Raw genomic sequence first — 16,703 nt, forward strand, 5'->3', positions numbered from 1 at the left:
TATAATATAAAAGGTGTTGATAGACACATCTTTTGATAGCGTATTATTTTATTGCCTTTAAAAGACTTAAATAGAAAGGCAGTAAAACTTATGGGATTTGACAACAAAGATAACTTTAGACGTTCAAGAAGTGAAGGATCAAGAGATGGTGGAGATCGTGAACGCGGTGGAGACCGTGGTGGAAGATCTGGTGGATTCAGTGGTCGCGGTGGAGACCGTGGCGGAAGATCTGGTGGATTCGGTGGTCGCGGTGGAGACCGTGGCGGAAGATCTGGTGGATTTGGTGGACAAGGTGGTAATTCAGGAAGAATTGACAACTTTGAAAAACCACTATTAGAACTTTTAAAAGAAATTAATGAAAAATTAGACCTTTTATTAAAAAAATAGGTAAATTTTTATAAAACTTTCAGATTTATTATCTGAAAGTTTTTTTATTATCCTTTATTTATCTACTTTTATGAGCTTGTCAAGTTTTTATTTATTCTAAAAATATGATATTTTAAGATAAATGAGGTAAAAAATATGAAAAAATTACTTTCTCTAATATCAGCTTTATCTTTAACAACTTCGACTTCAACTGCAGTTGTTTCTTGTGGAATTTTTGGTGGTAACAATAATAACCCTGGAGAAAAAACAGAAATATCTAAAGTTCTAACAAAATCTTACATTGGAAAAATACCAAATAATACATCAACTAGAATAATGCAAACAGTTGCTGAATTAAATCCAAGTTTAAATTTAAAATTTGTTGATATAAAAGATATAACAGAAACTCAGGCAACTATTTTTGCAAGAGAAAGTGGTAATTATACTGGTAGTATTGTTGTTACATTCGAAATAGGTGAAGATGAAAAACCAAATCCTGAAAATGATCTTGCTAATTTAATAAAAGTAACTGATTTAGGGACTTTAAATGATTCTCAACAATGAACTATTAAAACTAGAATTGTTGAACTAAATTCAAAAATAGATATTAATAATATTTTGATTACTAACATAGAAAAAAATAGTGCTATTGTAAAAGATGCTGGTGGTAATCTATATTCAGGAAAAGTTACTGTAACTTTCAAAACAAAAGATGAAGAAATCAAACCAGAAATAGATTTATCTACTATTATTAAAAATACACAATTAGGAGAAATAAGAAATAATAATCAAAGTACTATCTTAACTGCTGCTAAATCTAAAAATACAGAATTGAAGAAAGACTCTGTAATTGCCACTGAAATAACACAAACAAGTGCTGTTATAACTGGTAGTGGAAATGGATACTATACTGGAAGTGTTAAAGTTACATTTACAGTTAAAGATGAAGGAACAGAACAAATAGACAAAGTATTAGTTGGATATTATTATGATTGAGGTGGAGAAGCCCAAGTAAAACCAACTTTTGAAGAAATAGCTAAAACAAACTATAACGTTATTGATGTGTCTTTCTTGTATTCAAGAGAATCTTATGTAATGCCTGTTTATGAACCGATAAATGCCTATGAAGTAAAAGAAGGTATTAAACTATTACACTCACAAGGAAAAAAAGTGATTATTTCTATGGGTGGAGCTACAGGAGATGAAATGAGATTTAGATATGATCAAAAAGATCAATTAAAACAAACCATTTTAAATGTAGTTGATGAATATGGTTTTGATGGACTTGATATTGACTGAGAAGGTTCATGTTTAACAGATAGAGAAAGTCAAAGAACAACAATTGATGCTTTAAAAGAAATAAAAGATGAAAGATCTGACTTTTTGATAACAATGGCTCCTGAAATGCCTTACTTAAAAAATGATACCGAAGCTTCGAGAGGAAGTTACATACCATTCTTAAAAGGTTTAGATGATTATTATGATTGAATAAATCCTCAATTATATAATGGTTGAGCTTTTGGACCATATGTAGATTATGAAGATCAACAAAGACTTAACTTAAATTTAAGTTATATTTCAAATGATGATGTGGAACATAGAGCAGAATTTTACTATTTAATGACAAAATACCTAACTACTACTTACAGTTCGCAAAATGGTTTTTATCTGATTGATCCAGATAGATTTGTAATGGGTGCATCTACAAACGAACCAGCTGGTAGAGGTGCTGCAACAGAAGAAGCAATTAAAAAATCATATCAATGATTAAGTGAAGATGGTATTTATACAAAAGGTCTTATGACTTGGGCTTTAAATTATGATGCTTATGAAGGGCCAATTACTTCTAATGGACAAGTAATTAACTGAAAAAAATGATCATTTGAATCATGATTTAATGAAACACATGGTAAAGAAAATAAATAAGTACTTTAAAGGGTAATGTATTGTAAAAGCACACTTAATTGATATATAATTTATTTAATATATAAAGATTGGAAGAGATAACATGGCATTAGACAACAGTGTAAAAAATTTAATTGGAAATCTATTCAGAATAGATGATAACTTAACTTTATTTGCTCCAGGTTATTTGGCATCAAAAAAAGTTACAGAAGACAACCTACCTTGATTAGGGCTTAAAAATTTAAATAGAGTTGTTTATTTTGCAACAACATTTAATTACTTCTTTTTTGAAACAATGATAGCAGACATAACAATTGCTATGGATACTAAGAAAAAAGAACCAATCATAATTGAAGTTAGAGATAACTTTACAAACTTAATTGAATTAGAAAAACTTGGATTCTTACAATCAAAAGTTGAAAATATACCAGCATCACAAATGTTGTTATTAAAAGATATTTATAAATTTATGGCAACTAAATATGATAAATTTAATACTTTATTTGAAAATGATCCAAATATTAAAATGCTAGCAAAACACAGTGGTAATTTATCAGCTCCTGTTTTCTTAGAAGAAAGAGAAGTTTATGAATATTATGAAAAAGCTGCAAAGCAAATATTTAGTAAATAGAAAATTCCTTTAAAGGAATTTTTTTTAGGTGAGAAAAAATGAAAAGAAATGAAGCGCACAATAAATATAAATGAAACTTATTAGAACTTTATAAAACAGATGAAGAATTTTTAAAAGATTTAGATTTGTATATTGAAAAAAATAAAGAACTTTTAAATTTTAAAGATACATTAAATAGTAAAGAAAATTTTATAAATTTTTTACATCAATCAATTAATGTTGATAAGTATTCTTCAAAGTTAGGACATTTTTTAAAACATTTATATGTTGATCAAAAAAATGAGAGACTAACAAATTTAGAATCAATTTACAGTAAAAAGATGCAACAATTTGATGGTAAGTTTTCTTGAATAAGTGAAGAAATAAAAAATGCAGGTCAAGAAAATATTTTAGAATGACTTTCGAGTGACGAAACTTTAAAACACTATTCAAAAAGTTACAAAGATTTTTTTAAACATATAAAATATCTACTTCCTCAAAAAGATAGAGAATTAATTTCAAAAGTTTCAAACTCAAGTTCTATGATTTATGAAATGTATGAAACAATGAGATTTAAAGATAATGAAGAAAAAATATTAAACTATAAAGAAAAAGAATACATAGTTAATCAAAAATTTATTTCTGACATCTACACTTATTCTGATCCGATAAAAGATCAAGAGTTAAGAGCATTAGCAAGTTTAAAATATAAAGAAGATATAAATAATAAAAAACATACGTTTGCAAAAATATATGAGTCAATAGTAAAAGAAGAAATTGAATCATGCAAAATTTTGGGAATGAAAGGTTTTAAAGAAAACTTTTTTGATGATGATGATTTTTCTATAAAAGATTTTTTAAGTTTACTTGAGTTTACTTCAAAAAATTCAAAAGTATATTATAAGTATTATGGAGTTATAAAAAATTATTTAAAGCTAGATAAATTTTATGGAACCGATTCAAGTTTAGAATTATTTAAATTGGAAAAATTAAATTACAGTGTAGAGGATGCGAAAGAAATTATCACAAAATCTTTAAAACCATTAGGGGATGAGTATCTTAAAAATTTAGAATATTGTTGAAGTGAAAATAAAATTGATTATTTTGAAGATGAAAACAAATCAACAGGAGCATTCACTGTTGGAAGTCACACTTATGATTCATTAATTTCTATGAACTTTACAGATGATGTAGATTCAATTTCTACTTTAGCACATGAAGTAGGACACGCTGTTCACAACTTGTTTGCAAAACAAAATCAACCCAAACCATTGAATGGTTTTTCAAACATGATTGCAGAAGTGGCATCAACTTTTAATGAGCATTTATTATTTGATTACTTAATAAAAAATGAAAAAGATGAAAACAGAAAACTAACTTTAATTCAAAATAGAATTGAATTTATTTTTAACAATTTCTTTTCAGCTGTTGCAGATGCACAATTTGAATTTAACTGTTATGAAGAAAGTGAGAAAGGCAAAATTCTTACTTTAGAAAAAATATCAGAGCTATTAAAAATATCTAATAGAAAAATACTTGGGAAATCTATTTTTGATAGATTTGATTCTGAAAGCTACAAATATAGTTGAATTTCTATATCTCATTTATTTGAACAACCATTTTATATTTATAAATATGCAGTATCAATTGCTGTTTCATTTAAATTATATTCACAATTTAAATCTACAAGTGATTCAACACAAATAATAAATTTATTAAAAGACGGGGGAAGTTTAGAAGTTACAGAATTATTTAGCAAGTATGGTTTTGATTGCAAAAATGAAAATTCATATAGTGAAATAATACAAGAAGTAGAAAACTTAGTAGATCAATTTGAATCTTTATTGAATAAAAAAACAACTTAATAAAAGTTGTTTTTTTAATATACATTTGCCAAAAATCTTGAGTAATATTGAATTATTGAATTTGTAAACACTATTACTTCAATAGATATTATATTAATATCAATCAAGTTCTGTTCTGATATCTTAGTTTTCTTTTTTAATACTCTTGCATACTTCATCACTTCTCTAACAACATAATCTATACTAGTTATTTGTTCTTTGCTTGAGAAAACTTTTTCTGAAAGTAGATCAATATATTCATCTTGTTTTAATATTTTTAAAACTTCTCTTTTATACATTTCAAAATAATTTATTATACATTTATTAACTTCTTCTAATGCAAATTCTTGTTTTTTACCAATATCTTTTTTTTCTATAGTTTCATAAAATGAACATATTAACTCAATTGATTTTGTTCAACCCAATATAGCTACATAATCTACTATTAATTTATGAAATTTTGAAAGCAATCTTGAGTTTGAATTTATTAGTTTAAATTTTTGATTATAAAAATTTGTATAATTGTCTATTTGCTGAAATAATTCTTTGTAATTGTCATAACTATATGTGTATTCAATTTTAAAATCATCGATGTTTTTGTTAAATTTTACCAATCACATTCTTAGTTTTTTAATATTTTTCACAACATTTTTTTCTCAATAAGGATTAACATTTTTCGAATTATTAATATCATTTTCACTTATCTTAAAAGGTTTAAAATTACTAATCATTTTTATCAAACTTTCTATAAATCGTTATTTTTATTATATATTAATAATATACAAAGAAGAGGAATACTTTTATGCTTGGAAAATATGAATTTAAAGAAGAACATATTGAAGATGTAATGAAATTTTTTGAGCCTGCAATACATACAATCGGTGTATTGTTGGAGGAACAAAAAATAGAATTAAAAAGAAATAATTTATTAGATGATTCTTTCATAAAAGTATTTGATTTTTTTAAAAACATGCAATACCTAGATGATTTTAATGAAGGTAAAGATATCATAGCTTTTTATTATGATGAATTTTGAAAAACTTTAATTAACCTAAACAAAGATCAAGTTGTAGATAGACATAAGTTTTGACCAAATATAATTTCTATTTTTCAAATTTCAGAAGTTTTAGATAGATGAATTAAAGCAAGTTACGACAACATAAGAAGAGGTGGGTTAGCCTTAACTGTTGAAGAGTGTGTAGAAGACTTAAAAAATATAATTACAAATCACTGTAAAAATTTAAAGAAAGTAGAAAAAAATCTTTTTTTCGACAATCAAATAAATGAATTGTTAGATATGTTTTTAAATTCTAGAAAATTTAAAACAATGGAAAATTCTTCAGAAATAATTTTAGGTATATTAGAAGATAAAAATACAAATGATGAAAAAGTTCATAATATTTTTGAAACTAATTCTGAAGAATACTGAAATACTTTTAATATTCTTACTAGAATATCTATTTTATCTGGTTTTGCTTTGCTTCTTGAGGAGTAGTCCTGTTGAGAATGTAACTTATTTAGTGTATAATAAGACTAATAAAAAAATTAGGGTATAAATTTTAAAGAGTATTGATTCTTTCTGGGAGACAATTAAATATGTATTACATTCTTGTTAATAACAATACTTTTTATGTATCCCAATCAAATGATCATGTCATAATAGCTCAATTTGCTTATATAGATGATGCATTTAGATTTATCAATTATCTTTACAGTTTAAATTGTTGTTGTGGTTATTGTAATGAATGTGGACAACAAAATACAATACCTGTTTATGATCATGTATTTTTTGGTGACTGCTATCATTGTTATTGTTGTGAAAGAGCTGTATATCAAAATTGTGCACCACAAACTCAAATAACAGACTTTGTTGATGTAATGAATTTTGATAATATTATGCCAGAACCAATAGCGGAGTTTAGTGAAGAAATAATAGAAGAACCAAAAATTGAAGAGGTTATTGTAAAAGAAGTTATACCAGCACCTGTTGTTGTTAAACCAAAAATTGAAAAACCTAAAAAACCTAAAAAAGTAAAAGTAAAAAGAGAACCAATCAAATTAAAAAAAGCACATTGAATATCTATTGCTATACTTGCTTCTTTATTAATTGTTGGAATTATTTCAACAGTACTTTATTTTGTTCTTACTAAAGTAACTGAAAATAATTTAATAAGAGATAATGAAATATATTTAATAAACAGAAAAACTTACAGCAAAAAAATAAAATTTAATAAAAAGGTTGAAGACTTAGAAATACAAAAAAAAGATACACCAAGTAATTTAAATATTGATATTGATTCTCAAAATAAAGAAATAACTTTTACAATTGAAGCTTTAATTTTAGCTGGAAATTATTATGTTAACTTCAACTCAAGCAAATTTGAAGTTGAGAAAAAAGTTTCTGTAAAGGTTATAGATGAAGAATCAATTAAATTATCTCCTTCAAAAGCTGAATTAACTCTTGGACCAACTGCAATAAATAATAAAAAAATAAAATATAACGAAAAAATAATTGGTCTTAAAATCGTAGAACAAGAAGGCACTAAAGTAAATGTATCTATAGATGAAAAAAATCATGAAGTTATTTTAAATCCTCAAGAGTTAGGTGAATCAAAAATAAAATTTGAAGCTGAAAACTCAAAAACATTTGAAGTACTAACGATAAATACTACCGAACAATTATTTGAAATTGGTTTAGAAGAAGTTGTTGATTTAGAAATCAAAAAAGGTATTCAAGGAGAAAAAACAATATCTTATAATAAATATATTAGAGATTTAGAAATATCTTCTTCAGAAAACGAAGTTGTTAAAATAGAAATTGATTCTAAAAATAATAAAGTTAAATTTACAGCATTAAAAAACGGAAGTGTTGATGTTACTTTTAAATCACAAAATGCAATAAAAGATCAAACTGTAAAAGTAAATGTTAATGAAATAAAAGAAGACTTTAATATTTCTGAAGATAAAATTGAATTAGAAATAATAAAAGGTAAAATGGAATCAAAAGTTATTAGCTATAACAAAGAAGTTGTTGACTTAAAAATAACTGAAAAAGTTGGTGGTATAGTTAAATTTGATATCAATTCAAAAGATGGTCAAGTTAATCTAACTTCAATAAAAGAAGGCCAAGAGACTTTAACTTTAGAATCAATAAATGCAAAAACCAAAGAAACTATTTTAGTAACTGTTACAGAACAAAAAGAAGAAATTAAACTTTCAAAAAAATCATCTACTTTAAATATAACCAACGGTAAACCAAGCAGTGACGTTGTAGAATATAGCAAAGAAATAGATAATTTAAGTTTAAGAGAAAATGAACAAGATATTGTTAATGTTAATATAGATGAAAAAAATAACACAATAAATTTAGTTGCTAAAAATATAGGTCAAACAACATTAACTTTCTTCTCGTCATATTCAAGTAAAGACGAAACTGTAGAAGTTATTGTTGAAGAAATTATCATTAAAGATCCAGTTATACAACAAATAAATGACCAAAAATTATTCATTGAAAATAAACCAACTGAAGTTGAATTAAAAATAATTGGAGAAATTGATGGTGAAAAACCTGTAGTATCAAATTTAAATGATGAAGCTGTTGAAATGGTTTTTGATACAAAAACAAATATTATAAAACTTGATCCTAAAAAAGAGGGTGAAAGTGAAATAAAAGTTTCATATACAAAAGCAATCGATATGACTTTTAAAGTTATTGTTAATAATAAAGTTAATATAAAAGACTTTCAATCAAACTTGGGCTATATTGATGGGTTTGCAAATAAAACATCTCAGTCAGATTTAACCCAAGAAGATAAAGATATAATTTTAACAAGACTTTTTGAAGTTAATGGTTATGATGAAAGTTCATCAAAACCATTAATAGATCAACTTGATATTAAAAATTATTTAAAAGATCAAAAACAAACCATAAATAGAACCTTTACTGTAGCTTTAAAATCAAATGCTGTTTCTGTTGAGGGAGAAATTAAGGGAGCTATTTTTAAAGCTAATCCATTAGATTTAAGTGACCCAGGACAAAGTCAAATAAGAGATGACATTGGTTGAATATATATTGATGGTGATGTTTCGCCAGAACAATTAAACGAAGCTGAGTTTATAGAAAAAGAAATAGTAGAACAATTCATAATAGCAAATGAAGAATTAAATCCTATGTTGCCACAGAACTTACAAGTAAAGAAAAATTCCGCTATAAATTCTGCAAGTATCTATAAAATAACAATTCAAGCGACTCCTAATCAATTAAACACCCAAGGAGAAGTTGAAATTAAAATGCAGGGATTCTTATTAAATGGTGTTGCAAACAACACCATAGATATAGAAGAATTATTTGGAGCTAAAGAATCTATTGAGATTCCAGAAGATAAAGAATACACAATATATAATAGAAAATTCTATTAAAAAGCACATTATTTGTGCTTTTTAATTGCTCAAAATCAAATTGGGCGAGGGAAAAAGTAAGGGGGTAGACAATACCTCAAGTAAATATTAAAAAACTGCTATAAAAGCAGTTTTTATTTTGATTAAGAAAGCAAAGGTGATTTAAACTATCTGCAAATACGCAGTTAAACATTTTGCACATATATGTGCTCTATACCTAAAAAAAAAAAAAAAACGTCATGACTATAAAATAAAATTTAAAAAGTTGCTAAAGCTATTAAATGCTTAACAAAATATATGCAATTTTTTTTTTATAGTACCTAAATGACAAAAAGCAGCATAAATAAGTAGATTATAATCTTTTGATTGTATTCTAGAATTATTTATAAAAAACTATTTAAAAATAAGTTTAATTACTTTAAACTTAGAAATTAATTTTAAATTACTAATAATCTTTGATTATAATCACTTGATTATAAAAAACTTGAAAACTAAATAAACAAAATAAATTTTCCCCAAGGAAAAATAGAAGGGACATCTATGGGGAGTGAAAATAAAAAAGTGTGGTTATTAAACCATTGATTTAAGGGTTGAAATAATAAGAAGACAGCTTTTGCAATTCAAAGTCCTTGAAATAAGGATGGGTTAATATGAATTTATAAAAATTATTATTTATCAAGCAAATATAAAAATCGTTTTGGTATTGAAGTAAACATTGTTAATTTTAAAACTAAAAAAACACATTATTATCAAGAAATAATTTATTCATTAAGAAAAAAGCAAGTAAATATGATTTCAGGTGAAATTTTAGCTAGTTTCTTTGAAGAATTAAATAATAAAAATTCTCAAGAATATAAAGAATTTGTAACAAAATTTATAGGAGAAAAAATTTATGATTAAAACTAAATTTAATGTTGATCAAGATTTAGATTATACAAAATTTAATCCTTTATTTAACAAAGTTAAACAAAAAGAAGGATTTAAAAATAATGGAATCTATATTCATGGCAAACCAGGAGTTGGAAAAACTACTTTTATAAAAAAATTTGTTGAACATTCCAAAATTAATTTTGAAGTTGTTAATGTTTCTCAATGAATAAAATCTCATCAACAAGCATGAGAAAACGGATATGAGGGAATTTATGCTCCTAGCGCTAATCGTTTAGCTCAAAAACAAATTTTAATTCTTGATGATTTAGGAAGTGAATTTATTCATAAATCTACACTTCCTTATATCTACAATTTATTAAACGAAAGATTTGAAAACAGCAAACAAGATAGCACATTAATTACAATAGTTACTTCAAATTATGATTTAGAAAATTTAGAAAAAAATTATAATACTAAATCAGATAATGTAACTTCATCAAGAATTATTTCTAGATTAAAGGGGTTAATTGATCTAAATATAGAATTTGAAGGCATTGATAAAAGATACTCCAATGAAATTGAAAATAAAAATTTTGAATATATTGATTTTTAATTTTCCCCAGGGAAAAAATGAATAAAATAATATTTTTAGTTGGAGTAGGGGGCACAGGTGGTCTTCTTGCTGGGAAACTAGCAAAATTTTTAACAAATGAAGATAGTTTAGTATTAATCGATGGTGACAAAGTTGAATATAAAAATGTTATAAGACAACCCTTTCAAAATCATGATGTCTATAGTTATAAAGCTGAAAGTTTAACTAGAAAAATAAACAGTATAAGTAGATTTAAAAATTGTTATTCTATTAATAAATTTTTAAATAAAGAAAATTCATTATTTAAAATAATTAAGTCTTTTAACGCCGTTTTTAATAAGGTAATAATAATAAGTTGTGTTGATAATCACAAAACCAGAATACTTATTGAAAAATCAACAAATATGTTTAAAAATTTATTGCTAGAAAAAGATTTTAGTTGAATTGGATATTCTAAAGCTTCAGATGTAATTTATATTGATTCAGCAAATGAAGATATATATGGCGATATTTTAATTAATGAATTTAGAAGTAATATTTATAATTTAAAAATTGAAAAAGAAACAGAACTTAAAATATCAGAAGAAAGTTGTGAAGAGTTGATAAATGACGGAATTATTCAACAATTTTCAACAAACGATCAAGCAAGTAACTTAATTTTAAAAGTTTTATCAAATATTGATATGTATATAAAAAATAAATATCATATTAAGTTTTGAGAATTTAATTCTAAAATTGAAAAAATAAAGCAAAACAACAAAAATGGAAAAACATCAAATTAGTGTTTTTATTAATAATTTAAAAGTTATTGATAAATGCAATATTGAAAGAATATCTTTTTTGAGAAAACACATTATTTCTAAAATTTATTTGTTAGCATGACAAAGAGATAATTTGGTTGAAAATGTAGTGATCAGAGATGAAGTTATTTCAAATGATATAAATAGATTTCATTTATACGAAACAATATTACTTAATATAAATCAAAATTTATCTGAACCAAATTTTATTTTTGAATCAATAAACAAAAAAGAATTTGTAACTACAAAATATATTAATAAACTTCCAAAATATCAAAAAGAATATTTATTACAAAAATTTAAAAATTCAGAAAGTATAAAAATCATTAATTTAAATAATGAATTATATTTTGAAATAATACCAATAACTAATAAAAACCAAAATCAAGATATTTTGTTTTTAAAAGAATTAGAAGAGAAACGTAAGTTAATAAAGGATCTTATAGATGAAGCTAAACTTAAAAGAAATAAAAGAAATTAAATTTTTAGAAATAAATCCTTTAAAAGTAAAAAATAAAAATACTTCTAATAAAAATAAATACAATAAATTTATTAAAAAAAATGAAAACAATTTTAATGATTTAAAAATCGTTAACTCTATTAGAAAAATATCTAAAACATGATACATATATGAAAAACTCAGAGCACAAATTTGTGGTTGAGGCGAATTAGATTTAAATTGAGTTATTGAAATTAAAAAAATTATTAATCAAAATTCTAAATTATTAAAAATTAATGTAAATGATTTTTTTAATTTTATTCAATCAAAAAAAGAAATTGAAAAAGAAACAAAATTTACAGCCATACCTGAAAAGGAAATAGTTTGTACAGAAATTACTTTTGAAAGGAATGATGATTATGAAATCCTTTTCTAAACTAAAATTAGAATTTGATAAAAACGATAAAGGATATTGCAAAGTACAATTGGAAAATAAAAGTGGAGTTAATAAATCTGGATGAATCAAATTTAATGATTTTTTAAATTGATTATTTATTAATGCAAAAAATAATATTGATAAAATTGGAAATATAAGTTTTTCAGAAAAACTTATTGCTATAAAATCAAGTGATCATTCTGATTTTTATTTCTTTTATTATGAACCTTCTATAAGAGATATTTTTGCTTATAAAAAAGGTAAATATGTTCACAAAACTATATTTTTACCCCAACTAATTGCAGAGGTTAAATTAGATAAAATTAATATTTCAAATAATTGAAATATTAGATTATTTGCCTTTAGTGGGGAATTAAGTGAAAAAACTAAATTTTTTTCAATGAAATTACCTCATTTTTATGAAACGGGAGATTTATGTTTAGGAAATTTAAATTCACTTAAAAAAATAAAAGAACTAAATGAACTTGATAATCTAATAAATTATATATTTTCTACAAAATTTAATCATGAATGAACTGAAATAAATGAAGAATTTACAAAACCAGCTCATTTCCTAAAAGGTTTAGAAGGTTTAAAACAGTACAAAAAAATTAATGAAAAAATACTTTTTAACAAAAGATAGAAAGATTTTCCCCAGGGAAAAATAAAGGTAAAAAAATATGTCAATATTTAATGAAAATCAACAAAAAAAGTAACATGACCTACTTTTAAATTTAAAACTGGTAAAAAAATTAAAAAAATTAAAGATGAAGAGAATTCTAATGAAAATGATAAAAAATGAGTTTGTCCTAATCTTATAAATGACAAAGATAAAAACAATTTAATTCATGGAACTCAATGTTTAAACTGTATTAGTGAATGTGGTGGCACATTATGTGTTGATTGTTGTTCAAATGAATATGAAGGTGAAGATTTTGGTGAAGAAAAAAATTTAAAGTCAAATAAAGAAGTAACCAAACAAAATAAATCAAAAAAAGAAAAATCAAAAAAAATTGAAACTGAAGTAGATGAAATTATAAATGTTCCCAAAGGTTCTATTTTAAGAATAGATGGTGAAGAATTTCAAATACATATATCTATTAAAGAAAATGAAATTATTGATCAAAATTATATTCATAAAAAAGTTATTGATCCAAATGGTGTCATTAATAAGTGAGAATATAAAAATGCTGAACTTAAATATGATAAAGAAGATAATATATTTTATTATGTAATAGAATCTCCTAAGAAGGGATAAAAAATATGTATAAAATTGAATTAATAGAAATTAATAGAATACTAAATAATCCTTTCCAACCAAGAAAACACTTTGATAGTAATTCAATAGTAGAGCTTGCAAATTCAATATCTAAAATTGGTTTATTACAACCAATTATTGTAAATATTAATAATAAAAATGAAATTAAACTAATTGCTGGACAAAGAAGATTAGAAACTTATAAAAAATTAAATAAAAGATTTATTGAATGCTTAATAATTCCTGGTAATGCAAGTGAAAAAGACTTTACACAAGCAAGTATTATTGAAAATATTCAAAGAGAAGAAATGTCTTCTTATGATACTGCATTATCTTTAAAGGAACTTAAAGATAATGGAATGACATTACAAGAGATATCAGAACAAATTGGTAAATCATTAAGTTGAATTTCTAAATCAATTAATGCATTATCGCTTGGTAAATTAAATTTAGAAATACAAGAAAAAATTGAAAAAGGAAATTTAGAAATTTCTAAAGCAGCATTAATAGCAAGTGAAAAAAAATTAACAAGTAATGAAAAATGCGAGTTAGTCAAAGAAGTAATTGAAGGTAATTTAACCAAAAAAGAACTTGAAAATAAATTAAATAAAAAAGAATTTATAAAAAATGCAGATTGGTTGAATTTAGAATCAAACATTCAAAGAAAATTAGGAACAAAAATCACAATTCAAAAAAATAAGTTAACAATAATGTTTTTAGATAAAGATGATCTTAATAGAATTTTAGAAGAAATGAGTTTAATTTAAAAATGGCTTATAAACTTTTAAAAAAAGAACATTACTTATGACTTTTAAATATTTCAAAATATCATGATTATAATGAAATTCATCAAGCTTTAAAAATAATTAGAGAAAAAAAGAACATTATTGATAGCAAAGAAAAATGAGTTAATAACACAACTTTAAATAGAAATAGATATTGAATACTTTCTACATTAGTTGAAAAATACAATTATAACGATGTTTTAAATGCTTTAAATCAAATATTTTCAAAATAAATAATTGTTATTTAAAAAAAACAGAAAGTAAATAAAATTATGAAAAAACTAATAAAAAATTGTTATAAATGCAAAAAGAAAATAAAAGATAGTGAAAATTATAATTCTTTTAAAACTATAGATGTGTTTGGAAATGATATTTATGAAATATCATGTATTAATTGTTTTGCTTAAAATTCAAAAATTAAAGGAGATGAAAAAATGATTTTTTTAAAATGAATATCTATTTTATTACCTATATTAGCCTTAATATATTTGATTATAGTTATATATAATTGTTTTTCTTGAGAAAAATGTTTTAAATGTGCTTATCCAATTAAAACAACAAAAGCAAAAGCATTATGTAAAACTTGTAAAAAAGAAGGTTTTAGATTAAAAACAAAAAAGCAAATGCTTTATGAAGCATGAGAAAAAAAGATAGATGTTGAAGAAATATATAAAAAATAGAAATAAAGGTGAACTCTATGATTGGAATGTGTCAAAAAAGTGGTTGTAAAAAAATATCTTTTAAAAAAAGATATGTTAGAAATTCATTAATAAATTTATGTAAAAAACATTATAAAAATATTAATTTTTAATTAAATAATTTTCCCCAGGGAAAATAGAAATGAGAAACATATGAATATTATAAATAAGTCAAAATTAATTAAAATGATAGATGCTAAAATATCAAATTTAGATCAAAAAAGTATGAGTTGAATGCTTAAATCAAAAGAGTTAATAATTGCTAACTATGAAAATAATATTAGTATCAAAAAACTTAAAAAGAAAATAGATAATCTTAATATAAATACTTTTAAAACTAAATATATTAAAATAGAAAAATATGAATTTAGTAATATCAAAATAACTGCTCTTTTTATATTAAAAAATTTGCATGTTTATAATAAATTATGCCAAAATTGCAATACAAACATCTGAAATAGAAAAAAAATATATTTTGAGTTTAAAGATACAAAAAATATCAACACAATTTTTTTAAAATTAAAATTATGTGATTTTTGTAAAGAGATATGAGTTAATTTTTTAGCAAAAGGTGATTTTAAAATATTAACTAATTTTTTTAATTGAAATAAAAATAATTTACCTAAAGATTATACCGGATTATTTTGACCTCCAGATTTAAACTAAAACAGGCAAATAATATTCTATAAAGTTCTTAAAACAAATATAAGTAATGTATATGATTATAAAGCTTATTGTTTATTTTGTACAAAACAAAAAGAAGCTAATATTGCTATTGAATCATTAAATTTTTCAATCACCATTTTGAACAATATTAAACAAAATTATGTATCAAAAAAATAATTAATTCTTAATTAAATAATTTTCCCCAGGGAAAATAGAAAGAAAAAAATATATGAAACTAAATTTAGAATCTTTAATTAAAAAAATAGATTTAGAAAATAAAGTAAATAAAACAGATAAATTTTGAATAGAATCAGCTAAAAAAATGATAATTAATAATTTTGAAGAAAATATAAGTATTGATCAATTAAAATTAAAAATTAGCAATCTAAAAGTAAATAATGAAAATGAAATTTCTATTAAATCAAATACAATAGCTATTTTAAATAATTTAAATAAAAAATTACTTGAAAAAAATGACTTTAAAACTTTAAACAACAAATTTATTGGTAAAACAAATAGTGGAGAAAATCAAAAGTTTAATTTTGTTGATATTAAAAAAGAAAATTATATTTTAGATACTTTTTCAACAGAAAATGAAAAAACAGAATGTAATGTTGCATTTTGTAGAAATATTTCGTCATATGTTAGAACAGACTTTACAAATAAACCCATTTTAAAAAATAGTTTAGAATTATATGTTGCTTTAGTTTTATGCAATGAACATTATAATTATTTAAAATAATTCTATTATAATAATTTAATTATTTTATTTTTTATTAATACAAGTATAACAACTTATGCTATTTGAAATTATAAAATAAAAAACCCCAATTATGTAAAACAGTTATTTATTTTTATGACGATTATATTTAATATATTGAAATTTATTTTTTCAATGTTAATGTTCTTATTTAAAAGTTTTTATATATATTTTTAGTAAATAGCATAATAAACTATATAAAAATATGTTAATAAAACTATGCTAATTTTTGTTAATTAAAATTTTTATGAAAGGTGTGTGGTCTATATTATGAGT

The 16,703-nt window shown here is 23.0% G+C and carries 19 protein-coding genes; 18 read left to right on the forward strand and 1 reads right to left on the reverse strand.

Annotated features, from left to right (window positions below; genetic code table 4):
• The first annotated feature begins 90 nt into the window (after positions 1-90).
• The 4 genes from AACL10_RS02130 (at position 91) to AACL10_RS02145 (ending at position 4,746) form a co-directional block, all read left to right on the forward strand.
• Complete coding sequence (locus AACL10_RS02130) at positions 91-387, forward strand: hypothetical protein (protein WP_338985660.1); 297 nt, start codon at positions 91-93, stop codon at positions 385-387.
• 135 nt (positions 388-522) lie between these two features.
• On the forward strand, positions 523-2,292 hold the full coding sequence (locus tag AACL10_RS02135; RefSeq protein WP_338985661.1) for a glycosyl hydrolase family 18 protein: 1,770 nt from the start codon (positions 523-525) through the stop codon (positions 2,290-2,292).
• An 82-nt stretch (positions 2,293-2,374) separates the two neighbouring features.
• A complete protein-coding gene (locus tag AACL10_RS02140; RefSeq protein ID WP_338985663.1) occupies positions 2,375-2,902 on the forward strand; it encodes a hypothetical protein in 528 nt (175 codons plus the stop codon).
• 38 nt (positions 2,903-2,940) lie between these two features.
• The gene (locus tag AACL10_RS02145) at positions 2,941-4,746 is read left to right on the forward strand and encodes a M3 family metallopeptidase (protein WP_338985665.1); all 1,806 of its coding nucleotides are present in this window, start codon (positions 2,941-2,943) and stop codon (positions 4,744-4,746) included.
• Between the two features lie 14 nt (positions 4,747-4,760).
• On the opposite strand, the gene AACL10_RS02150 is transcribed toward AACL10_RS02145, so the two are convergent.
• Positions 4,761-5,456 carry a hypothetical protein gene (locus tag AACL10_RS02150; protein WP_338985666.1) on the reverse strand — a complete coding sequence of 232 codons (696 nt, stop codon included), beginning with the start codon at positions 5,454-5,456 and terminating at the stop codon, positions 4,761-4,763.
• 71 nt (positions 5,457-5,527) lie between these two features.
• Here AACL10_RS02150 and AACL10_RS02155 point away from each other — a divergent pair, with 71 nt between their 5' ends.
• The 14 genes from AACL10_RS02155 to AACL10_RS02220 all read left to right on the forward strand — a co-directional run bounded on the left by AACL10_RS02155 (position 5,528) and on the right by AACL10_RS02220 (position 16,409).
• Positions 5,528-6,220: a hypothetical protein gene (locus AACL10_RS02155; RefSeq protein ID WP_338985667.1), complete on the forward strand. Its 693-nt coding sequence runs from the start codon at positions 5,528-5,530 to the stop codon at positions 6,218-6,220.
• Positions 6,221-6,321: 101 nt separating this feature from the next.
• Positions 6,322-9,144: a hypothetical protein gene (locus tag AACL10_RS02160; RefSeq protein WP_338985668.1), complete on the forward strand. Its 2,823-nt coding sequence runs from the start codon at positions 6,322-6,324 to the stop codon at positions 9,142-9,144.
• A gap of 519 nt (positions 9,145-9,663) precedes the next feature.
• Positions 9,664-10,023 carry a hypothetical protein gene (locus tag AACL10_RS02165; RefSeq protein WP_338985669.1) on the forward strand — a complete coding sequence of 120 codons (360 nt, stop codon included), beginning with the start codon at positions 9,664-9,666 and terminating at the stop codon, positions 10,021-10,023.
• Entirely contained in the window at positions 10,016-10,606 is a 591-nt protein-coding gene (locus tag AACL10_RS02170) for an AAA family ATPase (protein ID WP_338985670.1), read from the forward strand. Before AACL10_RS02165 ends, AACL10_RS02170 begins: the two co-directional genes overlap by 8 nt.
• 17 nt (positions 10,607-10,623) lie before the next feature.
• A complete protein-coding gene (locus tag AACL10_RS02175; protein WP_338985671.1) occupies positions 10,624-11,367 on the forward strand; it encodes a ThiF family adenylyltransferase in 744 nt (247 codons plus the stop codon).
• Positions 11,348-11,866 carry a hypothetical protein gene (locus AACL10_RS02180; protein WP_338985672.1) on the forward strand — a complete coding sequence of 173 codons (519 nt, stop codon included), beginning with the start codon at positions 11,348-11,350 and terminating at the stop codon, positions 11,864-11,866. The genes AACL10_RS02175 and AACL10_RS02180 overlap by 20 nt, the downstream gene beginning before the upstream one ends.
• Positions 11,832-12,260, forward strand: a complete 429-nt coding sequence (locus AACL10_RS02185; RefSeq protein WP_338985673.1) for a hypothetical protein — start codon at positions 11,832-11,834, stop codon at positions 12,258-12,260. The genes AACL10_RS02180 and AACL10_RS02185 overlap by 35 nt, the downstream gene beginning before the upstream one ends.
• Complete coding sequence (locus AACL10_RS02190) at positions 12,244-12,903, forward strand: hypothetical protein (protein ID WP_338985675.1); 660 nt, start codon at positions 12,244-12,246, stop codon at positions 12,901-12,903. Before AACL10_RS02185 ends, AACL10_RS02190 begins: the two co-directional genes overlap by 17 nt.
• Before the next feature lie 620 nt (positions 12,904-13,523).
• Complete coding sequence (locus AACL10_RS02195) at positions 13,524-14,285, forward strand: ParB/RepB/Spo0J family partition protein (protein ID WP_338985677.1); 762 nt, start codon at positions 13,524-13,526, stop codon at positions 14,283-14,285.
• Between the two features lie 2 nt (positions 14,286-14,287).
• Positions 14,288-14,536 (forward strand): hypothetical protein, encoded by a 249-nt coding sequence (locus AACL10_RS02200; protein WP_338985678.1) that lies wholly within the window; start codon positions 14,288-14,290, stop codon positions 14,534-14,536.
• 39 nt (positions 14,537-14,575) lie between these two features.
• Positions 14,576-14,710: a hypothetical protein gene (locus AACL10_RS02205; RefSeq protein ID WP_338985679.1), complete on the forward strand. Its 135-nt coding sequence runs from the start codon at positions 14,576-14,578 to the stop codon at positions 14,708-14,710.
• A gap of 27 nt (positions 14,711-14,737) precedes the next feature.
• Positions 14,738-14,983: a hypothetical protein gene (locus AACL10_RS02210; RefSeq protein WP_338985680.1), complete on the forward strand. Its 246-nt coding sequence runs from the start codon at positions 14,738-14,740 to the stop codon at positions 14,981-14,983.
• Between the two features lie 171 nt (positions 14,984-15,154).
• The gene (locus AACL10_RS02215; protein ID WP_338985681.1) at positions 15,155-15,667 is read left to right on the forward strand and encodes a hypothetical protein; all 513 of its coding nucleotides are present in this window, start codon (positions 15,155-15,157) and stop codon (positions 15,665-15,667) included.
• 229 nt (positions 15,668-15,896) lie between these two features.
• Positions 15,897-16,409 carry a hypothetical protein gene (locus tag AACL10_RS02220; protein WP_338985682.1) on the forward strand — a complete coding sequence of 171 codons (513 nt, stop codon included), beginning with the start codon at positions 15,897-15,899 and terminating at the stop codon, positions 16,407-16,409.
• The last annotated feature ends 294 nt before the right edge of the window (positions 16,410-16,703 follow it).

The organism is Spiroplasma endosymbiont of Diplazon laetatorius (assembly GCF_964019625.1).
Taxonomy (GTDB): domain Bacteria; phylum Bacillota_I; class Bacilli_A; order Mycoplasmatales; family Mycoplasmataceae; genus Spiroplasma_A.